Source organism: Vibrio sp. 14G-20 (assembly GCF_026241515.1).
GTDB lineage: Bacteria > Pseudomonadota > Gammaproteobacteria > Enterobacterales > Vibrionaceae > Vibrio.
Window position 1 is genome coordinate 175,768 of the sequence record NZ_JAPHPW010000010.1, and the last position, 24,374, is coordinate 200,141.

21 protein-coding genes and 4 tRNA genes are annotated in these 24,374 nt (G+C 44.4%); 3 read left to right on the top strand and 22 right to left on the bottom strand.

What is annotated here, in order from left to right; translation table 11 throughout:
- The first annotated feature begins 180 nt into the window (after window positions 1–180).
- A complete protein-coding gene (locus OQJ75_RS11655) occupies window positions 181–1,542 on the top strand; it encodes a sodium-dependent transporter (protein ID WP_265970906.1) in 1,362 nt (453 codons plus the stop codon).
- A gap of 147 nt (window positions 1,543–1,689) precedes the next feature.
- On the opposite strand, the gene lipA is transcribed toward OQJ75_RS11655, so the two are convergent.
- The 12 genes from lipA to leuS form a co-directional block, all read right to left on the bottom strand.
- Window positions 1,690–2,655, bottom strand: coding sequence for a lipoyl synthase (gene lipA / locus OQJ75_RS11660; RefSeq protein ID WP_265970907.1), 966 nt, complete (start codon window positions 2,653–2,655; stop codon window positions 1,690–1,692).
- Window positions 2,656–2,659: 4 nt separating this feature from the next.
- Window positions 2,660–3,319 (bottom strand): lipoyl(octanoyl) transferase LipB, encoded by a 660-nt coding sequence (lipB, locus tag OQJ75_RS11665; protein WP_105024453.1) that lies wholly within the window; start codon window positions 3,317–3,319, stop codon window positions 2,660–2,662.
- A 195-nt stretch (window positions 3,320–3,514) separates the two neighbouring features.
- On the bottom strand, window positions 3,515–3,793 hold the full coding sequence (gene ybeD / locus OQJ75_RS11670) for a DUF493 family protein YbeD (protein WP_029223455.1): 279 nt from the start codon (window positions 3,791–3,793) through the stop codon (window positions 3,515–3,517).
- A gap of 232 nt (window positions 3,794–4,025) precedes the next feature.
- On the bottom strand, window positions 4,026–5,207 hold the full coding sequence (locus OQJ75_RS11675; RefSeq protein WP_265970908.1) for a serine hydrolase: 1,182 nt from the start codon (window positions 5,205–5,207) through the stop codon (window positions 4,026–4,028).
- Between the two features lie 93 nt (window positions 5,208–5,300).
- The gene (locus OQJ75_RS11680) at window positions 5,301–6,140 is read right to left on the bottom strand and encodes a septal ring lytic transglycosylase RlpA family protein (protein WP_265970909.1); all 840 of its coding nucleotides are present in this window, start codon (window positions 6,138–6,140) and stop codon (window positions 5,301–5,303) included.
- A gap of 3 nt (window positions 6,141–6,143) precedes the next feature.
- On the bottom strand, window positions 6,144–7,265 hold the full coding sequence (gene rodA, locus OQJ75_RS11685; RefSeq protein ID WP_248388094.1) for a rod shape-determining protein RodA: 1,122 nt from the start codon (window positions 7,263–7,265) through the stop codon (window positions 6,144–6,146).
- Window positions 7,265–9,157, bottom strand: a complete 1,893-nt coding sequence (gene mrdA, locus OQJ75_RS11690; RefSeq protein WP_265970910.1) for a penicillin-binding protein 2 — start codon at window positions 9,155–9,157, stop codon at window positions 7,265–7,267. Before mrdA ends, rodA begins: the two co-directional genes overlap by 1 nt.
- 6 nt (window positions 9,158–9,163) lie before the next feature.
- Window positions 9,164–9,634, bottom strand: coding sequence for a 23S rRNA (pseudouridine(1915)-N(3))-methyltransferase RlmH (rlmH, locus tag OQJ75_RS11695; protein WP_004735246.1), 471 nt, complete (start codon window positions 9,632–9,634; stop codon window positions 9,164–9,166).
- A gap of 3 nt (window positions 9,635–9,637) precedes the next feature.
- Window positions 9,638–9,955, bottom strand: a complete 318-nt coding sequence (gene rsfS, locus OQJ75_RS11700) for a ribosome silencing factor (protein ID WP_004735247.1) — start codon at window positions 9,953–9,955, stop codon at window positions 9,638–9,640.
- 64 nt (window positions 9,956–10,019) lie between these two features.
- Window positions 10,020–11,045, bottom strand: a complete 1,026-nt coding sequence (gene holA, locus OQJ75_RS11705) for a DNA polymerase III subunit delta (RefSeq protein ID WP_265970911.1) — start codon at window positions 11,043–11,045, stop codon at window positions 10,020–10,022.
- 9 nt (window positions 11,046–11,054) lie between these two features.
- A complete protein-coding gene (gene lptE / locus OQJ75_RS11710; RefSeq protein ID WP_265970912.1) occupies window positions 11,055–11,711 on the bottom strand; it encodes an LPS assembly lipoprotein LptE in 657 nt (218 codons plus the stop codon).
- A gap of 208 nt (window positions 11,712–11,919) precedes the next feature.
- Window positions 11,920–14,496 (bottom strand): leucine--tRNA ligase, encoded by a 2,577-nt coding sequence (gene leuS / locus OQJ75_RS11715; RefSeq protein ID WP_017068503.1) that lies wholly within the window; start codon window positions 14,494–14,496, stop codon window positions 11,920–11,922.
- A 263-nt stretch (window positions 14,497–14,759) separates the two neighbouring features.
- On the opposite strand from leuS, the gene OQJ75_RS11720 reads away from it, so the two are divergent.
- Window positions 14,760–15,230, top strand: a complete 471-nt coding sequence (locus OQJ75_RS11720) for a zinc ribbon-containing protein (protein WP_017062329.1) — start codon at window positions 14,760–14,762, stop codon at window positions 15,228–15,230.
- A gap of 90 nt (window positions 15,231–15,320) precedes the next feature.
- Here the strand turns inward: OQJ75_RS11720 and lnt are convergent, their stop codons facing one another.
- The 5 genes from lnt to miaB all read right to left on the bottom strand — a co-directional run bounded on the left by lnt (window position 15,321) and on the right by miaB (window position 21,054).
- Window positions 15,321–16,838, bottom strand: coding sequence for an apolipoprotein N-acyltransferase (gene lnt, locus OQJ75_RS11725; RefSeq protein ID WP_265970913.1), 1,518 nt, complete (start codon window positions 16,836–16,838; stop codon window positions 15,321–15,323).
- 32 nt (window positions 16,839–16,870) lie between these two features.
- The gene (gene corC, locus OQJ75_RS11730; protein WP_012603382.1) at window positions 16,871–17,761 is read right to left on the bottom strand and encodes a CNNM family magnesium/cobalt transport protein CorC; all 891 of its coding nucleotides are present in this window, start codon (window positions 17,759–17,761) and stop codon (window positions 16,871–16,873) included.
- A gap of 120 nt (window positions 17,762–17,881) precedes the next feature.
- Window positions 17,882–18,343 (bottom strand): rRNA maturation RNase YbeY, encoded by a 462-nt coding sequence (gene ybeY / locus OQJ75_RS11735; RefSeq protein ID WP_102312276.1) that lies wholly within the window; start codon window positions 18,341–18,343, stop codon window positions 17,882–17,884.
- A complete protein-coding gene (locus OQJ75_RS11740) occupies window positions 18,344–19,465 on the bottom strand; it encodes a PhoH family protein (RefSeq protein ID WP_265970914.1) in 1,122 nt (373 codons plus the stop codon). It abuts the gene before it with no gap.
- Window positions 19,466–19,629: 164 nt separating this feature from the next.
- On the bottom strand, window positions 19,630–21,054 hold the full coding sequence (gene miaB / locus OQJ75_RS11745; protein WP_248388090.1) for a tRNA (N6-isopentenyl adenosine(37)-C2)-methylthiotransferase MiaB: 1,425 nt from the start codon (window positions 21,052–21,054) through the stop codon (window positions 19,630–19,632).
- A 308-nt stretch (window positions 21,055–21,362) separates the two neighbouring features.
- Between miaB and OQJ75_RS11750 the strand changes: the two genes are divergently transcribed.
- Window positions 21,363–22,538: a 2-octaprenyl-3-methyl-6-methoxy-1,4-benzoquinol hydroxylase gene (locus OQJ75_RS11750; protein WP_265970915.1), complete on the top strand. Its 1,176-nt coding sequence runs from the start codon at window positions 21,363–21,365 to the stop codon at window positions 22,536–22,538.
- Window positions 22,539–22,611: 73 nt separating this feature from the next.
- Here the strand turns inward: OQJ75_RS11750 and OQJ75_RS11755 are convergent, their stop codons facing one another.
- The 5 genes from OQJ75_RS11755 to OQJ75_RS11775 all read right to left on the bottom strand — a co-directional run bounded on the left by OQJ75_RS11755 (window position 22,612) and on the right by OQJ75_RS11775 (window position 24,371).
- Entirely contained in the window at window positions 22,612–23,658 is a 1,047-nt protein-coding gene (locus OQJ75_RS11755; protein ID WP_265970916.1) for a lactonase family protein, read from the bottom strand.
- 157 nt (window positions 23,659–23,815) lie between these two features.
- Window positions 23,816–23,900, bottom strand: a tRNA-Leu gene (locus OQJ75_RS11760).
- Window positions 23,901–23,989: 89 nt separating this feature from the next.
- A tRNA-Met gene (locus OQJ75_RS11765) sits at window positions 23,990–24,066 on the bottom strand.
- A 51-nt stretch (window positions 24,067–24,117) separates the two neighbouring features.
- Window positions 24,118–24,202, bottom strand: a tRNA-Leu gene (locus OQJ75_RS11770).
- A gap of 94 nt (window positions 24,203–24,296) precedes the next feature.
- Window positions 24,297–24,371, bottom strand: a tRNA-Gln gene (locus OQJ75_RS11775).
- Window positions 24,372–24,374: the final 3 nt, after the last annotated feature.

Here is a 24,374-nt window from a genome sequence, read left to right on the forward strand (position 1 = left end):
GTTGATAATCCTTTGGTGTCTATTGATGGAAAACTATCGAACTGGGTTGTTGTTAATTTTTTGGTTCTAAATAGCGTACTGATTGTAAAAATTAGAGAATTGTTCATTTATTGGTTGTGCCTATCATTGCTTTTGATTACTGTACTTCTCAACTAGTTCACTGATTTTTGCGCGGGCAATATGGACCAACAATCTTCCTCTTCAAGAGAGCTATTTAGTTCTCGTTTGGGTTTTATTTTAGCAGCGGCTGGTGCAGCTGTTGGCTTGGGTAATATTTGGGGTTTCCCAACTCAAGTTGCGAGCAATGGCGGTGGTGCTTTTCTGCTTGTTTACCTAATCATGATCTTCGTGGTTGCTTTCCCTATGCTGGTGGTTGAGATGGCTATAGGCCGTCACGGCCAAGCAAACCCAGTTGATAGCATGCGATCTTTGACGACAAACCCTTTGGGTAAGAAAGTCGGTGAGTTTGTCGGTTGGATTGGACTGAGTGTACCAAGCGCTGTGTTGGCGTTTTACAGTATTGTTGGTGGTTGGTTGATCTGCTTCCTAATTGGTGCAGTCGCTGATCTGATTGGCCTAGAGGCGATTGCGGATTGGTTTAAAGGCTTTAGCGTTGATCGTAATGTCTTTGGTACTGTTGCGTTCTACGTACTGACGATTTTGATTGTACAGGGCGGTGTTAAGCAAGGTATCGAGAAATGGTCGACTCGTTTGATGCCTGCGTTGTTTGTTTTATTTGGTTTATTGTTTGTTTACATCATGACGCAATCTGGCGCGATGGAAGGCCTAAAACATTACCTAGTTCCAGACTTTGAGAAAGTGTGGGATAGAAAACTGATTCTGGCGGCAATGGGACAGGGTTTCTTCTCGCTCACCATTGGTGGTTGCTCTATGTTGGTTTATGGCTCTTACTTAAGCAAGAAAGAGAACCTACCAAAAATGGCGATGAACGTAACTTTGGTGGATACTGCTGTCGCTTTTATTGCTGGCCTAGTGGTGATGCCTGCAATGTTTGTTGCGATGAAAAAAGGGGTACAAATCTATGCGGAAGATGGCTCACTATTAAGTTCTGACACGCTTGTATTCACGGTTCTACCGTTGATGTTTGATAGTTTAGGTGTGCTTGGTCAGATCTTTGCGATTGTGTTCTTCTTACTACTAACGATTGCTGCACTGACTTCTTCTATCTCGATGCTTGAAGGGCCTGTAGCGCTAGTGAGTGAGCGTTTCAATACGAGACGAACGCCAACAAGTTGGGTGATTGGTGGTGCTATCGCGCTGTTTAGTGTGGTGATTGTTTACAACTTTGCTGCGATGTTTGGCATGGTAGCGATGATTGCGACCCAGTACCTTCAACCGGTCGCTGCATTGATGTTCTGTCTGTTTGGTGGTTGGGTGTGGAGCCGAGCTTCAAAAGTGAAAGAGCTTGAGCAAGGTTGCCCTGATTTTCAGCTTGGCTGGTTTGGTAAGGTTTGGCCGATGTATGTGAAGTTCGTGTGCCCAATCTTAGTCGCAACGGTAATCTGGGCTTCTTTCGGATAGTGACCAGCTAACGGCTACATCATTATATTTGCTATTTAAGGCCACTCTTAATGAGTGGCTTTGTTGTTTTTAGCGGCACTAAGAATATAGAAAAAGGCGCTGAACATAATATTCAGCGCCTTTGTATTTTTAGTTAAGCAATCGTGATTACTTAATTTCCATACCTTGAGCTTGTAGATCTGCATGGTAAGAAGAACGTACAAACGGGCCACAAGCAGCGTGCGTGAAGCCTAGTTCAAGAGCAATCTCTTTCAGCTCATCAAACTCAGAAGGCGGCACGTAGCGTTCTACTGGTAAGTGGTGACGGCTTGGCGCTAGGTATTGGCCTAGTGTCAGCATCGTTACGCCATGTTCGCGAAGATCTTTCAATACTTGAACGATCTCTTCTTTTGTCTCACCAAGCCCCATCATTACACCAGATTTAGTTGGGGTGTCTGGGTGTTGCTCTTTGAATTTTCTTAACAGATCAAGAGACCACTTGTAGTTCGCACCTGGACGCGCTTTACGGTATAGACGTGGCGCTGTCTCTAGGTTGTGGTTGAATACATCTGGCGGATTGTCTTTCATTAGATCAAGCGCAACGTCCATGCGACCACGGAAGTCTGGAACCAGTGTTTCAATGCGAATGTTTGGATTCTGTTCGCGAATTTCACGGTTACAGTCTGCAAAGTGCTGAGCACCACCATCACGTAGGTCATCACGGTCAACTGAAGTGATTACAACGTACTTCAGCTTCATGTCTTTAATCGTCTTAGCCAATTTCCTCGGCTCTTCTGCTTCAGGAGCAACAGGACGACCATGGGCAACATCACAGAACGGGCAGCGACGAGTACAGATAGCGCCAAGAATCATAAACGTTGCCGTGCCGTGGTTAAAACACTCGGCTAGGTTAGGGCAAGACGCTTCTTCACAAACTGAGTGCAGGTTGTTTTTGCGCATTGCTGATTTGATTTCTTGAATACGATGGCTGTCTGAAGGAAGTTTAATCTTCATCCATGCTGGCTTACGTAGAACTTCTTTCTGTTCAGCAGGCATATTCTTTACGGGAATTAATGCCATTTTGTCAGCGTCACGATATTTAACGCCTTTTTCCATTTGGATTGGTTTGCTCATGATTTTATGCTTCTGCTGTAATGTTACTGGTGGCTTGAATGTCTACTTGGTCATAGCCGAGTAGCTCTACGAGCTCTTGTATTAACTGTTGCTCAACGTTTTCTAGTTCACTTGGTCCGCCAAGTTGGCTTACCTGCGCCATTTCCATACCTTGGTAACCACATGGGTTAATACGTAGGAATGGAGACAGGTCCATATCGACGTTGAGTGCTAGCCCGTGGAACGAGCAGCCACGTCGAATACGTAATCCGAGTGAACAGATTTTCTTGCCATCGACATAAACACCAGGAGCGTCAGGTCGGGCAGCTGAATCTATATTGTAAGCTTTCAGAGTATTGATTACGAGGTTCTCGATATGAGTAACCAAATCACGCACTCCGAATTTCTTGCGGCGGATGTTAATCAGAAAGTAAGCCACTAATTGGCCTGGGCCGTGGTAAGTCACTTGGCCACCGCGATCGCTTTGAATGACAGGGATATCACCAGCATTTAATACATGCTCGGCTTTGCCTGCTTGTCCTTGAGTGAAGACAGGGTTGTGTTCAACCAACCAAACTTGGTCTGCGTCTTCTTCTGTGCGTTCGTCTGTGAACTTATGCATGGCTTTCCACACAGGTTCGTAATCCTGACGGCCTAATTTTTTTACGATTAGCTTATTTTGCAAAGCTGCACTCCCTCAAGGATTAATAAAGTGAACGCATTATAAACGCGAAACATGATTCTAACTACAGACTGACTGCAAGGTTTTTCAACTTTCTTTGTATTTATTGAAAACTAAGTTGAATGATTTTGAGTCAGATAGGGTGTTTCAAACAAAAACAGCGGCAATAAGCCGCTGTTTTCTATACGTAATGGTCGATTACAGAACCATACGAACGATTTCGATGTCGCCCAGTTCTTTGTATAGCGTTTCTACTTGTTCAATTGAAGTCGCAGTAATATTGATCGAAACAGAGTGGTAGTTGCCTTTCGCACTCGGTTTTAGTGTTGGGCTGTAGTCACCAGGAGCATGACGCTGGATCACTTCTAGCACTAGCTCAGTAAGCTCTGGCTTAGCGTAGCCCATTACTTTGTAAGTGAATGAACAAGGGAACTCTAAGAGATCTTTTAGTTTTGCATCAGAATTGATGTTCATGATTAGCTCCAAAAGGCTAGACTCTCGCAAATTGGCGAAATGTCGATAAAAAGCGTGTTCGGTCAACAGACACGAGTAATAAGGCGGAATATTACGTGTAAATATCATCGAACTCAAGATCAACAAAAGCCGCACATGGCGGCTTTTGTTTCGTTGATGACTAAATAGGTAATTTACTCATTAGGTTAGCTAGACAAGAAGTTTGTGTATTGCTTAGAACAAACCTTTAACTCGTTTAGAATAAACCTTTGAATAGCAGTACTAGGTAGTCCCATAGACGGCTAAATAGGCTGCCTTGGTCTACATCTTCAAGTGCAAGTAGCGGGTATTCAGCAACGTCTTCACCATCAACTTGGTAGAATAGTTTACCAACCACATCGCCTTTGCTGATTGGCGCTTCTAGCTCTTTCTCGAGAACGAAGCTTGCCTTCAGGTTCTTAGCTTGACCACGAGGTAGGGTAACGAAAGTATCTTCATCGACACCTAGTGCCACTGTGTCCTTGCTACCCATCCAGATCTTCTCTTCTACGAAGGTTTCACCGGCTGTGTGAGGTGCCACTGTTTCAAAGAAGCGGAAGCCGTAGCTAAGCAGTTTTTTGCTTTCTGTTTTACGAGCGTTCGCATTCTTGGTGCCCATAACAACGGCAACTAGGCGCATTTTACCTTCTGTTGCTGAGCTTACTAGGCTGTAACCTGCGTTGCTTGTATGGCCAGTTTTAATGCCATCAACGTTCATGCTCTTATCCCATAACAGACCGTTACGGTTGTATTGGGTGATGCCGTTGTAAGTGAATTTCTTCTGTGAGTAGATACGGTATTCATCAGGAACATCACGAATTAGCGCCTGACCAAGCAGTGCCATATCGTAAGGCGTTGAGTATAAGTTCGGGTTGTCTAGACCGTGCACGTTAGCAAAGTGCGTGTCTTTCATGCCGATAGAACTTGCCCAAGCGTTCATTAGGTCAACGAATGCATCTTCAGAGCCAGCGATGTGTTCAGCCATAGCAACACACGCATCGTTACCTGATTGAATGATGATACCGCGGTTCAGTTCTTCAACTTTAACCGTAGTGCCAACTTCAACGAACATCTTAGATGAATCTGGGAAGTTTTTAGCCCAAGCATTTTCACTGATGATAACATCGTCGTTTAGGTTGATGTTGCCACGTTCGAGCTCTTGGCCGATTACGTAGCTCGTCATCATCTTGGTTAAACTTGCTGGAGAAAGCTGGGTATTCATCTCTTTCTCTGCTAGTACTTTGCCTGAATGGTAATCCATCAGAACAAAACCTTTAGCGGCGATTTGAGGTGCATCAGGAACAACAATAGGAGCGGCGAATGACGATGTAGCTATCGTTGCAGAAAGAGCAACAGAAGTAGCAAAAATCGATTTAACAAGTTTATTAGATTTAATCATTTTGGGTGCAATTATTTGGTGAACTATTCATATATTAACAGAATCACTCTGTCACACCAGAGCGCTGATTACCAGAAGTAACTGTTAGATTAATTAGCGAGTTAGGGTGTGTTTTTTTATATAAGCTGACGGGTAACCCATTAGCTTAACTTGTTCTAATTTTTCTTGAGTCAGAGCATAGTCATGAAATGGCCCAACCATCAGACGGTAGTTGTCATCATTTGGCTGCAAGAACGTTGCTACTTCTAGCTTTTCGCTTAGATCTTTGGCCAACTTCTCTGTTCTATCTTCATGTGGAGATGTGGCAACTTGAATAATAAATTGCGGCAAAGCTGCCTTTTTCTTAGCATCAGTTGGCATAGCTACAGTAATGACTTCAATCTCAACATTTGCTGTGCCGGTTCTCAACACATCGAGCTTGTAAGCTGCGGCATAACTAAGGTCAATGATTCGACCTTCATGGAATGGACCGCGGTCATTAATACGCACAATAGTGGTTTTGTTATTGTCGGTATTCGTCACTTTTACATAGCTTGGAATTGGCAATGTTTTGTGCGCCGCAGACATCGAATACATGTCGTAGATCTCGCCATTAGACGTTAAGTGACCATGGAATTTCTTACCGTACCAAGAGGCTTTGCCTTTCTCAGTAAACCCTTCGGTTTTTTTTACGATCTTGTAGTCTTCACCACGCAGAGTGTAATCCGTGTTACCACCTAAACTATAAGGTTCATACTGAGGGTGAGCATCCTCGAGATGCTCTACCGAGATCGGTGCGTCTGGTGCAATATCTGAATCAATATCGTAGCGGCCTGTTGGCTGTTTTGAAGAACAGCCATTGATTAAAATCGCTAACCCTAAGATAGAGGCTATTTTTTTGATTGGCAGCTCATCAACCAAGGATGCTTTTTTTTGAAACGTTGTAATAGACATCGATTAGGTCGCCTTTGAGAATGCTTTTCTGTGTGTATGGATCGACATTAAAATACCAAAACCAGCCATAAGGGTAACCATTGAAGTACCGCCATAACTGACTAGAGGAAGAGGAACACCTACAACCGGTAGAATGCCACTTACCATGCCAATGTTTACAAAAATATAAACGAAGAAGCTCAATACAATACTGCCGCCCATCATTCGACCGAATGCGGTTTGAGCTTGGCTCGCAAGCACTAGGCCGCGTCCAATAATAAACAGGTAGATAGCAAGCAAGAACAATATACCAATCATCCCCCACTCTTCGGCAATTACCGCAAAAATGAAATCGGTATGACGCTCTGGGATGAACTCCAGTTGAGATTGAGTACCTTGCAGCCAACCTTTTCCTGATATACCACCCGAACCTATCGCAATCTTACTTTGGATGATGTGGTAACCCGCACCTAATGGATCTGATTCAGGATCAAAAAGGGTTCTAACACGTACCTTTTGATATTCACGCATCAAGAAAAACCATAGGATTGGGATAAATGCCCCTAACGCGATTGCAGCGCTAGCAATGATTTTCCAACTGATACCCGCCAGGAATATCACGAAGATACCGGATGCCGCGATAAGGATAGATGTACCTAGGTCGGGTTGCTTTGCGATTAGAATCGTCGGTACAAATACCATCACTAGCGAGATCGCTAATGTCTGGAAGGTTGGCGGAAGTGAGCGCTTACCGATAAATCGTGCCAGCATCAAAGGCACCGCCAGCTTTAACAGCTCTGAGGGTTGAAATCGAACAAAGCCGAAGTTTAACCAACGCTGTGCACCTTTAGAGGCTTCACCAAAGAACAACACGCCTAATAGTAAGATGACACCACCTGCAAATAGCAGTGGTGCCAAGGTCTCATAAGTGCGAGGTGAGATTTGCGCTAGGAAGATCATCACACCTAAAGACAGAACCATACGCATCGCCTGGCGATCCATCATCGCAAGGCTTTGTCCGCTTGCGCTATACATGATCAGTAGGGCAAAACCCATTAAAACCAGAATGCCAAGCAATAGCGGTAAGTCGATATGCAGCCTTTCGAATAGGGCTCTATTTCGTCCAGTTGAAGGATCAAGTTTCATTATTTAATTGGCTCACTTTGATAATCTTCTGCAAGGATAATATGGTCTAAAATCCGTCTTACTACTGGGCCGCCGTTAGAAGAGCCGCCACCTGCGTTCTCTAGAACGATAGTCACGACGGCTTCAGGATCTTCAAAAGGCGCGTAACCCGTAAAGAGGGCGTGATCGCGTAAGTGCTCTGCGATTTCATCCGCGTTGTACTCTTCATCTTCTTTTAAGCCGAACACCTGCGCGGTACCCGATTTACCAGCGGTTTGGTAAGACATCTTCTGGAATGAACGTCTTGCGGTGCCTTTCTTACCGTGGTTAGCCAATCTCATACCTTCTTGCGCGATATCCCAATACTTTTGCTTAACCCCGGTTAGCGGTGGGTAGGTTTCAATGTCCGACATGATTTGTTCATCGAATGGACGACCGTTATCAATGGTTGAACGAAGTAAGTGAGGTGCTGTTACTTCACCTTCATTGACCAAAACTGATGTGGCTTTTGCAATCTGCATTGGTGTTGCAGTCCAGTAGCCTTGGCCAATGCCAACTGGGATGGTGTCACCTTGGTACCAAGGCACACGGTGTCTTGCCATCTTCCAATCACGAGTTGGCATATTGGCTTTGCTTTCTTCATAAATATCGATGCCAGTATAATCACCAAAGCCGAACATCATCATCCATTTGGATATGCGATCAATGCCGAGATCAAAAGCAATTTGGTAAAAGAAAGTATCCACTGACTCTTCAATCGCTTTCTCTATATCCACGACGCCGTGTCCCCAACGTAACCAGTCACGGAATGGTCTTGTTTTTGAATTAGGGATCTTCCAATAACCTGGGTCATTACGCGTTGTATTGGGTGTAATCACACCTTCTTGCAGAGCCGCAACAGCAATGAATGGCTTGATCGTCGATGCTGGTGGATAAATACCTAGCGTTGCACGGTTAACCAAAGGGCGGTCTTTGTCTTGAAGTAGGGCGTTATAACCTTTAGACGAAATACCATGTACGAATGCATTTGGGTCGTAGCTTGGGCTTGATACCATAGCTAACACGCCATTGTCTTTCGGGTCAAGAACGATGGCAGAGCCACGGCGTCCATCGAGCAGTTTGTGCACGTATAACTGAAGATTGATGTCTAAGTTAAGTACAATATCTTTACCCGGAACCGAAGGGACAAATTTTAGTGTGCGAATGACTCGTCCACGGCTGTTTACTTCGACTTCTTGATAGCCAGCGGTACCGTGAAGCATGTCTTCGTAGTAGCGCTCAATACCAAGTTTACCAATGTCGCGAGTGGCTTGGTAATTGGCGTCTTTCTCTTCGCGAACCAAGCGCTGCATATCACGGTCATTGATGCGCGATACGTAGCCAATCACGTGAGTTAACACATCTCCATAAGGGTAGAAGCGTTTTAGCGTACCTGTAACTTCAACGCCTGGGAACTTATGTTGATTTACAGAGAAGATCGCAACCTGTTCTTCGGTAAGTTGATTCAGAATAGGTACTGACTTGAAGCGTCGTGAATTGCGACGATCACGATCAAATCGTTCAATACGCTCTGGCGGGATCTCGATTAATTCTTGTAGACGGACGAGCGTGTCATCCATATCTTTGATTTTTTCTGGTGTGATTTCTAGGTTGAAAACCGGGCGATTTTCGGCAAGAAGTACACCATTACGATCGTAAATCAAACCACGGTTAGGGGCGATTGGAACGACCTTGATGCGGTTATCGTTAGAGCGGGTTTTATAGTCTTGATATTGATTGACCTGAATGTTGTACAGGTTAACAACCAACATCGATATCATGACTATGATCCCCGCAAACGCAACAAAAGCACGATTAGTAAATAGTCGTGCTTCTGCTTTGTAATCACGGATTTGGCTACGTTTACGTAACATTAACGCTTATTCTCGATGATAAGGGTGGTTAGCAGTGATGCTCCAAGCTCGATACAAGCTTTCAGCCATGATAACGCGTACTAATGGGTGAGGGAGAGTAAGCGCAGACAGAGACCAACTTTGGTCTGCAGCCGCTTTACATGCAGGTGCTAATCCTTCAGGCCCGCCGATAAGGATAGAAACGTCGCGTCCATCCAACTTCCAACTTTCCAATTGCTCTGCCAGTTGTGGGGTGTCCCACTTTTTACCTGGGATATCAAGCGTGACAATGCGGTTGCCTTTTGGAACCGCGGCCAACATTGCTTCGCCTTCTTTTTGAAGAATGCGGGCAATATCCGCATTTTTACCGCGCTTTCCCGCAGTGATTTCAATGAGCTCTAATGGCATATCATGAGGGAAGCGGCGTTTATATTCTTTAAAGCCCTCTTCAACCCATTTTGGCATTTTTGTACCAACTGCGATTAACTGGATCTTCAAAGCTTAGCCCCAAAGTTTTTCTAGTTGGTACAGTTCACGGTGTTCTTCCTGCATAACGTGAAGCATGCTTGTGCCCATATCTAGAACAACCCATTCACCTTCTTGCTGACCGTCCATGCCTAGTGGTTGCATACCTGCTTTACGTACTTCATCAGCAACATGCTGTGCAATAGAAGCAACATGGCGCTTAGAGGTACCAGTACAAACAATCATGTAATCAGTAACACTTGATTTGCCTTCAACATCGATGGTCACAATCGATTCTGCTTTCATGTCGTCGGCTTTGTCTGCAAGAAAATCTTTTAGTTCTTCACGTAACACGGGGTGTTCCTTTAATCTGAATTTAGCTTTTTAGGGGCTGTTGACCCTAGAATATACCACGCTTTTATGCGTGAAATGGTATTGAAGCTGAAGGGATACAAAACTCTACGCTTAACTGATGAATTAGTGGCCAAGGCGACTGCTCATATTGAGTTTTTGTCATCAATTCAGCTTGAGTGAGCAACGCGAACAAAGAGTGTAATTGAGAAATCGAAACTCTTGTTAGCGCGGCGTTATAAAGAGGTTTTTTAGATTGCCAGATACGGTGTTTGTCGAAGACCAGACCAATCGGCATCTGTTTCATTTGTTGCTGCATTTGTAATAGCAGAGCAAGCTCACGTTGTATACTACGTAATAAAATGACGGGTTCGACGCCTTCAGCTTCTAGCTGACGCAGGATTCGTTGTGCTCGGTTACCTTTGCCTGCTAATAGCGCATCACTCCAATGGAATGGAGTAAAATAGTTGTGTCGACTCAGCGATTCTTCTAAGCGTACTAATGTGAGCTTTCCATCTGGGTATTGGAGAGCCAGTTTTTCTAGGCTTTGGGTCAGCGCAAACAGATTACCCTCATGCCATTGCGCCAGCATTTGAATCGCTTCAGGATCTGGCGTTAAACCGATTTGACGGCAGCGTGCTTGTACAAACTGAGGTAATCGGCTGACATCTGGCGTTAGGCAACTGACCCAGTGACCCTGATTCGAAAGTGCCTTAAACCACTTAGCGCTTTCTTGAGCTTTAGTGAGCTTAGTGCCTACCAAAATCAACAAAATATCACTGTGGATATGCTCGGAGATTGCGAGTAGCTCTTTTGCTATTGCGGCATTGACGCCTGACTCTGGTAGCTCAAGCTCGATGACCTGACGGGTAGAGAATAGGCTCAGTGCTTGAGTACAGTCGTAGACTTGATTCCAGTCGAGGCTGCTATCAATCGCAAAGCGGTGACGCTCTTCAAAGCCTTGTTGTTTTGCAGCCTTTTGAATCGTTTCTCGGCTCTCTTGCAGTAGTAGAGGTTCGTTACCAAAAATTAGGTAAACATTACTCAACTGTTTGGCAAGTTGCTCTGATAAGCGGTCAGCAAAAATACGCATTAATTAAACCTATTGCTCGACAGTTACACTAGGCTCAACATCAGGTGCTGTACTGGCGTCGATCTCAACGTCTTCAATTTCGATGTTTTTGATGTTGTACTGTTTCTCAAGTTCTTTTACTTGCACGTTTTCCAAAGCATCAAGATCCATGCTGCCTGCTGCAATATTTGCTTTCAATCGAGCCATTTGACGAAGGATTTGGCTTGACGCAAGCTTACGCATTTCATCTTCAATCATGTCTCGCTCAACCGATTTTGCGAGTGCTGTTAGCGGGTTATCTAGATAACTACGAGTTACGCTGGTTGAGAATGTCTTTGAGCCTAATTCAGGAATAGTTACGCGGTATGATGCGTTGAGCGTCAGTTCTTTTTCTGCCGCACGAGTATTTTGGTAAAGAGACAGAGTTCGCTCACCTACGCTTTCGCTAATGATATGAAGGTTAGGAGTGTTCTCCGCAGGCGGCACAATTTCTACATCGTTCATGCGCAGTTGACCTTTCATCATACGTGTAAACGTGCTGTATTGGTCGTAACTGGTCACAGAGATCTTGTTTAGTTCTTCTGGCACTGAGTAATCACCACGTAGGTGAAAACCACAGGCACTCAATAGGCTAACGGTTAGAACAACAATAGTAACTTTCAATGAAGATAGTGAAATCTGGCGCATTATTTGATGGCTCTCATGAAGGTAGAATACTTATTTAAAGACTTTAGGTTGTTGGCGTGAGGTTAGTCACTGAAAGTAAAGCGTTTAAATAAGTAGGCAGGGCAATTTAATTACCCTGTCTAGAGACTGCTAAAAACGAAATAAGTTCGTTACAACAGTTATATATGCAGACTAAAACTAGTTAGCCAGTTTTAGTCTGCAGCTAATGTTAGTTAGCAACGATGTTTAGAAGCTTACCTGGAACAAAGATAACTTTACGGATAGTTAAGCCATCTAGGAACTTCTTAGCGTTCTCATCGTTTAGACCAAGTTCACGAACTTGTTCTTCTGTTGCGTCAGCTGCAACCGTTAGCTTCGCACGTAGCTTACCGTTGATCATGACAACGATAGTTTTCTCGTCTTCAACTAGCGCTTTCTCATCGAAAGTTGGCCATGTTGCTGAGTCTACGTTTGATTCACCAAGTGCAATCCACATTTCGTAAGAGATGTGCGGAGTCATTGGGTAAAGCATGCGTACTACCGCTTTTAGCGCTTCATCAAGGATTGCACGATCTTGTACAGATTCTTGAGGAGCTTTCGCTAGCTTGTTCATCAGTTCCATGATTGCAGCGATTGCCGTGTTGAACGTTTGGCGACGGCCGATATCGTCCGTTACTTTCGCGATAGTCTTGTGGATATCACGACGAAGTGCTTTTTGGTCGCCAGATAGCGCAGAAGCATCAACAGATTCAGCTGCACCCTTAGAAGAGTGAGCGTGAACCAATTTCCAAACGCGTTTAAGGAAGCGGTTTGCGCCTTCAACACCAGACTCTTGCCACTCAAGCGTCATGTCTGCAGGTGATGCAAACATCATGAATAGACGTACTGTATCAGCGCCGTACTTGTCTACCATCTCTTGTGGGTCGATACCGTTGTTCTTAGACTTAGACATTTTGATCATGCCTGAGTGTTCAACTTCACGGCCTTGATCGTCGACTGCTTTTTCGATGCGACCTTTACCGTCACGTTCAACCGTTACGTCAGTCGGTGCAATCCACTCTTTGGTGCCTTTTTCGTTTTCGTGATAGAACGCGTCAGCCAGAACCATGCCTTGACACAGTAGTTGCTTGAACGGTTCGTCAGACGTTACGTAACCAGCATCACGTAGAAGCTTATGGAAGAAACGAGAGTAAAGCAGGTGCATACAAGCGTGCTCGATACCACCAACGTATTGGTCAACTGGTAGCCAGTAGTTTGCTTTCTCTGGATCTAGAATGTCGTCTGCTTGTGGAGAACAGTAACGTGCGTAGTACCAAGAAGACTCCATAAACGTATCGAACGTGTCAGTCTCACGTAGAGCTGGTTCGCCGTTGAATGTTGTTTCAGCCCAAGACTTGTCTGCCTTGATTGGGCTCGTTACGCCATCCATTACTACATCTTCAGGAAGAATGACTGGCAGTTGGTCTGCTGGTACTGGGTGAACTTCACCATCTTCAGTGGTTACCATTGGGATTGGAGCGCCCCAGTAACGTTGACGAGATACACCCCAGTCACGTAGACGGAAGTTTACTGTCTTCTTACCTTTGCCTTCAGCTTCAAGCTTCGCAGCAATTGCATCGAATGCTTCTTGGAATGCAAGACCATCGAATTCACCAGAGTCGAACAGTACACCTTTTTCAGTGTAAGCCGCTTCAGAAACGTCTAGTTCAGAACCATCTTCAGGTTTGATTACTGGGATGATATCGATGCCATACTTAGTTGCGAACTCGTAGTCACGTTGATCGTGAGCAGGAACCGCCATTACCGCACCCGTGCCGTAATCCATAAGTACGAAGTTTGCTACGTATACAGGAACAACACGACCGTTAAGAGGGTGGATAGCCGTTAGGCCAGTATCCATACCTTTCTTTTCCATCGTTGCCAGTTCAGCTTCAGCAACTTTAGTGTTACGACACTCTTCAACGAATGCAGCAAGCTCTGGGTTGTTCTTCGATGCTTTCTCTGCAAGAGGGTGACCTGCAGCGATACCAACGTAAGAAACACCCATTAGTGTATCTGGACGTGTTGTGTACACTTCTAATGGTGCTTCTTCGCCGTTAACAGCGAAAGATAGCTCAACACCTTCAGAGCGGCCGATCCAGTTGCGCTGCATGGTCTTAACCATTTCAGGCCAACCTTCAAGGTTGTCTAGATCGTCTAGTAGCTCTTGAGCGTACTCAGTGATTTTAATGAACCACTGTGGAATTTTCTTTTGCTCTACTGGAGTGTCACAACGCCAGCAGCAACCGTCTTCTACTTGCTCGTTTGCCAGTACTGTTTGGTCGTTTGGACACCAGTTCACTGAAGAAGTCTTCTTGTAAACCAGGCCTTTTTCGTAAAGCTTAGTGAAGAATTCTTGTTCCCAACGGTAGTACTCTGGAGTACAAGTTGCGAATTCACGGTTCCAGTCGTAACCAAAGCCTAGAAGCTTCAGTTGGTTCTTCATGTACTCAATGTTTTCGTAAGTCCATGGTGCAGGCGCTGTGTTGTTTTTAACAGCTGCGTTTTCTGCTGGTAGGCCGAATGCATCCCAACCAATTGGCTGCATTACGTTTTTGCCTTGTAGACGTTGGAAACGAGATACCACATCACCGATGGTGTAGTTACGCACGTGACCCATGTGCAGTCGGCCACTTGGGTAAGGGAACATAGAAAGACAGTAGAATTTTTCTTTGTTTGGGTCTTCACTTACAACGAAAGTCTCGCTGTTATCCCAGTGTTGTTGAACCTTTTGTTCAATCTCTTGCGGGTTATATTGTTCTTGCATCGATGGTATCCGGTTATCTTGGAATTTGTGAGTTCGGTTAGAACAGAATCTTACAGATCGTCATAGAATACCTAAAGGAGCTGAGTACAACAATAGTTATACCCTTCATACTTGCAGTTGCTGCCTAGTAGATTGTGTAATTTTCACTGAATTTCGCAGGGCAACTATACTTAAGAGTATGAATTGCATTTGTTTGTAAGCGGGAGTGCATTGCAGCGCATCTGTTTGCTCACTAAAAGGTTGGTTATCTTAAGGAGGTTGTTATGCCGAAGAAAAAAGCGCTCTATGAAGAAGTCGTCGAAGAGGTGATTGAAACGCTGAAGCATAGCCCTGAAGAGCTCAACAACAAAATCGAAACGTCGGGCAAGTTTGCGAAAGCAGCTAATGATATGACTAAAGATGAGCTTTCATTGATCTCTGCCTACGTGAAGTCGGACTTAAAAGAGTTTTCCGAAAGCTATGAAGAGAGTAAAAGCGGTCCATTCTATTTGATGATTGCGGACTCTATTTGGCAAGGGCTGTTGGATATTACTGATCGTACTAAGGTGGAATGGGTTGAACTGTTCCAAGACTTAGAACACCAAGGCTTGTATCAAGCGGGTGAAGTCATTGGCTTGGGAACCTTAGTATGTGACGAGTGTGGTCACCAAACCGAATATAACCACCCAACCAATATCATTCCATGCATTAAATGTGGTTCTAAAGGGTTTAGTCGTAAAGCTCTTAAACCGTAAGCTTCTGAACCATAGCGTATCAACGTAAAACCACAGCAATGAAAAAGGGTTGACCTAATCAGTCAACCCTCAAATAACTTTTCGTCGAATCTAGCTTTTTGGCTTTCTAATTACCCAACCAATCACCAAGCTGAGCATCGCCCAGATATACAGTGGCCAAGTACCTACTGTGTGATAAGGCGTTTGACCATCCGTTGAAATGAGTTCAGCTTTTAACACTGCCGTTTCAAACTGAGGCACTTGTTTGATGATGTTGCCTTTGTAATCGGTAACTGCCGTCACACCATTGTTGGTCGAGCGAATAACCGGCTTACCAAGCTCCAGAGCACGCATCTGTGCGATTTCCATATGTTGCAATGGCCCAATCGAACGACCAAACCACGCATCGTTAGAGAGCGTGAGGATAAAGTCAGTTTCATCTGTTACGTTTTGTCTTACTTGATCATTAAAGATGATCTCATAACACAACGCAGGCGCTAGATGGCGACCATTTGCCACGATGTTGGATTGAACAAAGTCACCACGGCTAAACGATGACATTGGCAAGTTAAAGAAAGGTGCCAATGGGCGCAAGATATCTTCAAACGGAACAAACTCACCAAACGGCAATAGGTGGTGTTTATGGTAGCGTTCGTCTGGATCGTAGCTGTACTCACCGTATGGATTCACGCCGAGAGAAAGAACACTGTTGTAGTATTTCTTATCTTCAGACTGATTCAGGACACCGGTAATGATCGAGCTGTTGTTCATCTTTGCTGCGCTATCTAAGTTACGTAGGAAAGATGGGATCTCAACTTCGAATGCTGGAATAGCCGCTTCAGGCCAGATGATGATATCCGCTCCCCAGTTTTCTCTGCTTAGGTCGGTGTATTTCATCATGGTTGGCCAGCGATGACTCGGCAGCCATTTGCTGTCTTGATCGACGTTGCCTTGTATTAAGACGACTGACGTGGTTTTTTCAGGGTTCGGCGTGACCCAGTCGATGTTGCGAATACCAAAGCCTGCGCTAAATACGACAGCGGGAATGAGAGCGATGCTCCATGCCCGGTTAACAATCGCATAAGTGAATGCAGAGGCTGAAACAATGATCGCTAAAGTTACTAGCTCTACGCCGCCAATCGGTGCAAATGACCCCAATGGCGAATCGATTTGGCTGTAGCCCAACCATAGCCAAGGGAAGCCCGTCATTACCCAGCCACGCAGCCAATCACTGATTAACCACAATGCAGGAGCTGCAAGGAAAAAGCGGCTTAGATTATTGGCAGGGAAGAACTTGTTCAAACTCCAGGTAAATAATCCGGAATAAACGGCTAGGTAGCCAACAAGCAATGCCATCAAAAATAGGTTGGCTGCCAGTGGCATGCCGCCAAAACCATCAATGCTGACGTATACCCAGCTGATACCTGTGGTGAATTGACCTAAACCCCATGCGTAGCCAATCCAAAGCGCGCTTTTAGGAGAGCGGTTATGAATCAGTAACAGCAACAAAGCTGGGCTGAGAATAGCAAGAGGCCATATAGAGTATGGAGCGAATGAAAGGGTGGTTATAGCGCCAACAAAAACGGCCGCAAGCGGCCGTAATAGGCGATGAATAAATGTCTTAGTCATCTAATTTCTGTCATCTCTTTAGAGAGAAGTTGTTATTCTTCGATAGTTGGAAGAGGCTGCTCGTCAGGAATGGTTACCTGTAGCTGAATCACACGACGGTTATCGGCTGATGTTATTTTGAAATGGTAGTTTTCAATTTCTACAATTTCGCCACGAACCGGCAGGTGACCGAGTGCTGTCATCACCATGCCGCCTACCGTATCCACTTCATCGTCACTAAAGGCAGTGTTAAACGTATCGTTGAACTCTTCAATAGTGGTTAAAGCTTTTACAGAGAAGGTATGCTTACTCAGCTTACGAATATCTAGCTCTTCTTCATCGTCGAACTCGTCTTCAATTTCACCAACGATTTCTTCGAGGATATCTTCAATGGTTACCAGGCCAGAAACTCCGCCAAACTCATCGACAACGATAGACATGTGGTAACGCTCTTCTTGGAATTCCTTAAGTAGGCGATCAACTCGCTTACTTTCAGGAACAACCACGACAGGGCGAATCACTTGTTCGATATCAAATGGGGCACTTTCTGAACCCAAATACTTAAGTAGGTCCTTCGCTAATAGAATGCCTTCAACATGGTCTTTATCTTCACTGATCACTGGGTAGCGAGAGTGTTGAGCATCAGTAATAAGCGCAATCAATGTATCTAAATCATCGGTGCGTTCAACTGTAACCATTTGAGAACGAGGCAGCATGATATCGCGTACTCGCATCTCTGAAATTTCCATAACACCTTCGAGCATGTCGCGTGTGTCGTGGTCAATTAGGTCATTAATTTCTGAGTCGCGGATTACATCTACGAGCTCTTGGCGGTCTTTTACCTCGCCTTGAAATAGTTGGCCTAGGCGTTCAAAGAAGGACTTTCTACTCGGACCTTCAGATTTTTTACTTCCCTCAGAAGTGGGGGGGTTACCTTCGTTCATGATTTCTCAAAAAATAACGCTATCAGAAGTGTGATAGCACACGTTACAACTCAGATTCCTGCGAAAATTACAGGTTCGATGAGTTATTGTTTCTCTGCAACCTACTTTACTAGAATCAATTTACTTTTCTAGAATATACGGGTCTTCAAACCCCATAGTTTGCATGATTTCTGTCTCGAGTGACTCCATCTCTTCAGCTTCATCATCTTCGATATGATCATAACCTAGCAGATGCAGACTGCCATGTACAACCATATGAGCCCAGTGTGCTAGCAGAGGCTTATTTTGCTCTTCTGCTTCTTTTTCGACAACTTGGCGGCAGATAATAAGGTCACCCAGTAGGTCTAATTCCATTCCTGGTGGCGCTTCAAACGGGAAAGACAGCACGTTAGTTGGCTTATCTTTTCCACGGTAGTCATGGTTGAGCTGGTGGCTCTCTTCTGTATCAACAATACGAACGGTGAGCTCGGCATTCTCTTGAAACTGAGGAATTGTCTTATCCAACCAAAGCTGAATATTTTGTTCGGTTGGAAGGCCTTGCTCATTTTCGACCGCTATTTGCAGGTCTAGTTCAATAGACATCTATTTATCACCTTGTTCTGCAATTACAGAGCTATTTTGTGTTGCTAATTGTGTCGTCACGGCTTGTTGAGCCTCAAGAAGCTTAGCTTCGCGCTCTTCACGTTTACGCTTTTCAAACTCTTTGCGCTCTTTCTGGTCTTTTGCTTCCCATTTCTCGTAAGCATTAACGATACGAGCAACAACGGGGTGACGAACCACGTCCTCAGACACAAAGAAGTTAAAGCTGATGTCATCCACTTCGCTAAGTACTTCTGTCGCATGACGCAGGCCAGATTTCGCCCCACGAGGTAAATCGATTTGAGTGATATCACCTGTGATTACCGCACGAGAGTTGAAACCAATACGGGTCAGGAACATTTTCATCTGCTCAACCGTGGTGTTTTGGCTTTCATCAAGAATGATAAACGCATCATTCAATGTACGACCACGCATGTAAGCTAGTGGCGCAACTTCAATCACGTTGCGTTCAATCAGCTTCTCAACACGCTCAAAGCCGAGCATCTCAAAAAGTGCATCGTAAAGTGGACGTAAATATGGGTCGACTTTTTGGCTTAAATCACCCGGTAGGAAACCAAGCTTTTCACCAGCTTCAACAGCAGGACGAGTCAGTAGGATTCGGCGAACCTCTTGGCGTTCAAGAGCATCAACTGCTGCAGCAACGGCTAAGTAGGTTTTACCTGTACCAGCAGGCCCAATACCAAAAGTGATGTCATGAGTGACCATGTTCATTAGGTATTGTGCTTGGTTTGGCGTTCGAGGTTTGATAACGCCCTTCTTCGTCTTAATGGTGACTTCTTTACCGTAGTCAATTTCAGATTCAGCGTGTTGCTCCAAAATACCAGACTCGGTGACCGCCAGATGCACTTGCTCTGGTTCGATATCGATTATGTTGCCTTTAACTGGAGCCGTTTCAACATAGAGGTGTTTGATGATGTCTAAAGCTGCGGCTGTTGTGTGAGGCTTACCGACAATGGTGAAAAAGTTGCTACGGTAATTAATCTCAACACCAAGACGACGCTCAAGGTGCTTGACGTTGTCGTCAAATGGTCCGCATAAACTTGCCAAACGCTTGTTGTCTGCTGGCTCTAGATTTATCTCTAAGGTAACGATTTTATTGCTCAAATTAGCCTCTCATTTTGTGCCATTCTCTCTTAAATAAAAAAAAAAGAGCAAGAAGCCCGATTTAGACCGGGCTTCTGATGGTGATTCCCTATTTCTAAGATGGTCACTTAGTTAGGTAATTTCAAGCTTTGTGTTTGCGCTTTGTGCTCAAACAGTTGTATTGGCTATGGCGTAAATGTTGCTACACCTAGCTCGTCTTCACGTTTTGTTTTTTCCATCATTTCTGCTGGAGTCATTACAACGCGTAGACCCATGTCTTTTTCTGTTCGAACTAGCTCACCACGTAGTGAGTTAGTGTAAACTTCAGTGATCTTCACATCTACGAACTGGCCGATTAGGTCTGCAGAACCTTCGAAGTTCACAACACGGCTGTTTTCTGTACGGCCGCGAAGTTCCATTAGGTTCTTTCTTGATGGACCTTCAACAAGGATACGTTGTTCAGTGCCTAGCATTAGACGAGAGAAACGCATAGCTTGTGTGTTTACTGTCTGTTGCAGTTCCCACAGGCGATCTTTTTTCTCTTGTGCTGGAACATCGCACGGGTAATCTGCTGCTGGTGTACCAGGGCGAGGAGAGAAAACAAAGCTGAAGCTCATATCGAAATCAACTTCTTTAATTAGCTTCATTGTATCTTGGAAATCTTGCTTAGATTCACCTGGGAAACCAACAATAAAGTCAGAGCTGATTTGAATGTCAGGACGAGCTTTACGCAGTTTACGAATAATAGATTTGTACTCGATAGCCGTATGTGGACGCTTCATCATCGTAAGAATACGGTCACTACCACTTTGTACTGGTAGGTGAAGGAAGCTCACTAGTTCAGGGGTATCTTTGTAAACTTCAATGATGTCGTCACCAAACTCAAGCGGGTGGCTTGTTGTGAAACGAATACGATCGATACCATCGATAGAAGCAACAAGACGAAGCAGTTCTGCGAATGAACAGATATCACCTTCGTGTGTTGGACCGCGGTATGCGTTTACGTTTTGGCCAAGTAGGTTAACTTCACGTACGCCTTGCTCTGCCAGTTGTGCAACTTCGTAGAGTACATCATCCATTGGACGGCTAACTTCTTCACCACGAGTATATGGAACAACACAGTAAGTACAGTACTTAGAGCAACCTTCCATGATAGAAACGTACGCTGTTGCGCCGTCTGCTTTAGGTTCCGGAAGGTTATCGAACTTTTCGATCTCAGGGAATGAGATATCCATTACTGGCTTTTCGTTAGACAGTGATGACTTAATCATCTCTGGCAGACGGTGTAATGTTTGTGGGCCAAAGATAACGTCTACGTACGGTGCACGTTGACGAATGTGATCACCTTCTTGAGTTGCTACACAGCCACCCACACCGATCACCACACCTTCTTTTTTATCTTTAAGCGTTTTCCAACGACCAAGCTGGTGGAATACTTTTTCTTGCGCTTTTTCGCGGATAGAACAAGTATTTAATAGTAGTACGTCTGCTTCCTCAGGTACTTCAGTTAGCTCATAGCCATTTGCAGCGTTAAGCAGGTCGGCCATTTTTGATGAATCGTATTCGTTCATCTGACAGCCCCAAGTTTTAATTAGCAGTTTCTTACTCATTATATGTTCGCTCGATCGTTAGTTTAATTTAAGGGAGCAAATCGCCCATTATTCATCCGCCAGCCCCGTTTATCATAATTCGGTATTCAATTTTATGACAGGCTCTAGCGGCAAGCGGCGTATTGTACTGGTTTCAAAACCGACTGACTAGTAGTCTGAACAAATCTCTTATGTAGTGGTTTTTATTATCGTTAACACCATATGCCATAAGGGATAACCCTTTTTTCGAATAAGGTTTTTGGTTACAAGTTAGTTATGAAAAAGTACAATCAAAAACAGTCAAAGAATCAAACTGATAAGTACAAAATATGAACAGTTACGATATTGTAGTAGTCGGTGGCGGCATGGTTGGTGCAGCAACAGCGATCGGTTTTGCAAAGCAAGGTCTGAGTGTTGCGGTAATCGAAGGTTTTGCCCCACAAGCTTTTGATGAGTCACAAGCGATGGATATTCGTGTGTCAGCAATTTCTCAAGCATCGGTCGATTTACTTGAAGATCTTGGTGCGTGGCAAAATATCGCAGCGATGCGTGTGTGTTCTTACAAGCGTTTAGAAACGTGGGAGCATCCAGAGTGTCGTACTCGATTTGACGCTGCATCACTGGATCTGCCCCGTCTAGGCTATATCGTTGAGAACAGACTCATTCAACTAGGATTATGGTCTCAATTTGATGCCTACGACAATCTCGAACTGTTATGCCCAGAAAAGCTGGATGAGATTGAATTTGGTGAAACCAATATCGTTAAGCTTCAATCAGGAACTGAGTTATCCGCGAAGTGGGTGGTTGGTGCTGATGGCGCGAACTCCGCCGTTCGTCAACAAGCTGGAATTGGTATTACAGCTTGGGATTACCGACAGCACTGCATGCTTATCAATGTCGAAACCGAGCAGCCTCAACAAGATATTACTTGGCAGCAATTTCTACCAAGTGGCCCTCGTTCATTTTTGCCTTTGTGTTCTCTAACCTCTGACGATCAAGAAGTCGGGCAGGGCTCGTTAGTTTGGTATGATTCTCCGCTGCGTATTAAGCAACTGTCAGCAATGACCCCTGAAAAACTACGTAACGAAGTACTTACTCACTTTCCTAAAGAGTTAGGTGATATCAAGGTCTTGAATTCGGGTTCTTTTCCTCTGACACGACGTCATGCTCAATCATACTCGAAGAATAACTGCATTTTGGTCGGGGATTCTGCGCATACGATTAACCCTCTAGCAGGGCAGGGGGTTAATTTGGGTTTTAAAGATGTGGCGGCACTATTGGATATCACCAAAGAGAAAGGTGAATTGAATCAATCTGTAGCGATACGCTATGAAGTAATCAGAAGAGGTGACAATCTAATGATGCAAAGTGGCATGGACTTTTTCTACAAAACGTTTAGCAATGACATTGGCCCACTTAAGTTTGTGCGTAATGCAGCACTAAAGCTAGCAGAAAGCTCAGGGCCGATTAAATCACAGGTGCTTAAATACGCTTTAGGGTTGTGATTGGTTAGTCCAAATTATCTAGTTATAAAAGAAGGAGAGCTGAGGCTCTCCTTCTTTTATAACTAGATAATGCTTAATGTTGTTGCGTCACACAAACAGGCGCATCAATGGCTAAAGAGCATCCAGTATAAATGAGGGAGCCATCCTCAATATTTCGTTTGAATGACGTGAGGTTGTTGGAATGCTGGTTTGCGGCGATAAGCCATTGGCCGTCATTAGTGATATGAAAGTCGCGAGGGAACTTACCTTCAACGTCGTAACTATCCATAAAAATGAGCTTTTGAGTGGCTGAGCCTATTCTAAAACAACTGATTCTTGATTGATGTCGACATGACACATAAAGGAATTGCTCATCAGGGGATAGCTTAATCGCAGCTGCGGCTTCTCCCTTCTCCATATTAGGCAATGCATCAATCTCATCCACTATATTCCAAATACCTAAAGACTTTTCCAAAATCAATATCGTTTCAGAGAGCTCACAGATTACATAGGCTTTGTCTTCAGCTTGGTTAAAGATTAGGTGACGAGGTCCATTCCCTGCTGGCACTTTAATAGACTGCATTGGCTCATCAAGGAATTCTTCTTGTTCTTCGTCGAAGCAATAGAAGTTGATTCGATCGGCTCCGAGATCGACGGTGACAAACTGAGGAGAATTCTTCATAAAAAGGCTCTGATGAGCATGTGGGCCAGTTTGTCTTTCTGTATTAGGTCCAGAACCAACCATTTTAAGTGTTTTGAGTCGTTTATCGATATTGCCATTGATACTTAAACTAAAGATATCGAATGTCCCTGATGAATATTGCGATGTAATAGCAAACTTATTGTGGAGATCTATCGCGATATGACAAGGATGATCTCCTGAAACTAGCCCAGTATTTGACGTTATTTTTGAATCAGCATTAGGTATATGAATTAGCTGTGGTTGTATTTTCTGGTCAACTTCAGAAGCTGTGTAGACCCCCAGCTTTGTCGTGGTGACAAACGAGGGGTTAGTGCAGGCTGCCATAAGCTCTAAAGGTAGCAGCGTTCCCGTTTCTATATCTAACTGAGTTTGATATACACCTTGGCTATTACTTGGCGTATCTGTGTAGCAACCGATCGTTAAAGGGAGGGTTTTCATAGGTAGTCATACTCAGTTAGGAAATGGAGCAGACATTGTCTAATAAAATCGCAGTAAAAGTGAGGTTATAGAAGAGAATACTAGGTGACTTGGCTAGCAGATTTACATATTCCAGATAAAACAAAACCCAGCTAAAAAGCTGGGTTCCATTCAATGATGGTGCGGTCGGAGAGACTTGAACTCTCACACCTCTCGGCGCCAGAACCTAAATCTGGTGCGTCTACCAATTCCGCCACGACCGCAGCAAAGCTTTTACTCTAGCGAAGAGTATAGTTATATCGACATTGGTAATTCAATATAACGTTGTTGTTCTTCTTTCATAAAGAAAGAATGGTGGCTACTGCGGGATTCGAACCTGCGACCCCATCATTATGAGTGATGTGCTCTAACCAACTGAGCTAAGTAGCCAATAATGAATTTTATGTATTCACTATTTTATCTCTAATTAAAGAGAAATAATGGTGCGGTCGGAGAGACTTGAACTCTCACACCTCTCGGCGCCAGAACCTAAATCTGGTGCGTCTACCAATTCCGCCACGACCGCAGCAAATCTTTATAGTTATATCGACATTGGTTATCCGATGTAACGTTGTGCTCTTGGTTTATTATTTAACTTAAAAACAAAGAGTTTTAAATAGTGGCTGGGCTACCTGGATTCGAACCAGGGAATGCTGGCATCAAAAGCCAGTGCCTTACCGCTTGGCGATAGCCCAACA

Coding starts and splice junctions, on each gene's coding strand:
- lnt (WP_265970913.1), bottom strand. CDS start 16,838: ATGACTAAGACATTTATTCATCGCCTATTACGGCCGCTTGCGGCCGTT.
- lipA (WP_265970907.1), bottom strand. CDS start 2,655: ATGAGCAAACCAATCCAAATGGAAAAAGGCGTTAAATATCGTGACGCT.
- holA (WP_265970911.1), bottom strand. CDS start 11,045: ATGCGTATTTTTGCTGACCGCTTATCAGAGCAACTTGCCAAACAGTTG.
- corC (WP_012603382.1), bottom strand. CDS start 17,761: ATGAACGAAGGTAACCCCCCCACTTCTGAGGGAAGTAAAAAATCTGAA.
- mrdA (WP_265970910.1), bottom strand. CDS start 9,157: ATGTTACGTAAACGTAGCCAAATCCGTGATTACAAAGCAGAAGCACGA.
- lptE (WP_265970912.1), bottom strand. CDS start 11,711: ATGCGCCAGATTTCACTATCTTCATTGAAAGTTACTATTGTTGTTCTA.
- leuS (WP_017068503.1), bottom strand. CDS start 14,496: ATGCAAGAACAATATAACCCGCAAGAGATTGAACAAAAGGTTCAACAA.
- rodA (WP_248388094.1), bottom strand. CDS start 7,265: ATGAAACTTGATCCTTCAACTGGACGAAATAGAGCCCTATTCGAAAGG.
- OQJ75_RS11755 (WP_265970916.1), bottom strand. CDS start 23,658: ATGAAAACCCTCCCTTTAACGATCGGTTGCTACACAGATACGCCAAGT.
- OQJ75_RS11655 (WP_265970906.1), top strand. CDS start 181: ATGGACCAACAATCTTCCTCTTCAAGAGAGCTATTTAGTTCTCGTTTG.
- ybeY (WP_102312276.1), bottom strand. CDS start 18,343: ATGTCTATTGAACTAGACCTGCAAATAGCGGTCGAAAATGAGCAAGGC.
- OQJ75_RS11720 (WP_017062329.1), top strand. CDS start 14,760: ATGCCGAAGAAAAAAGCGCTCTATGAAGAAGTCGTCGAAGAGGTGATT.
- OQJ75_RS11675 (WP_265970908.1), bottom strand. CDS start 5,207: ATGATTAAATCTAATAAACTTGTTAAATCGATTTTTGCTACTTCTGTT.
- OQJ75_RS11750 (WP_265970915.1), top strand. CDS start 21,363: ATGAACAGTTACGATATTGTAGTAGTCGGTGGCGGCATGGTTGGTGCA.
- OQJ75_RS11680 (WP_265970909.1), bottom strand. CDS start 6,140: ATGTCTATTACAACGTTTCAAAAAAAAGCATCCTTGGTTGATGAGCTG.
- miaB (WP_248388090.1), bottom strand. CDS start 21,054: ATGAGTAAGAAACTGCTAATTAAAACTTGGGGCTGTCAGATGAACGAA.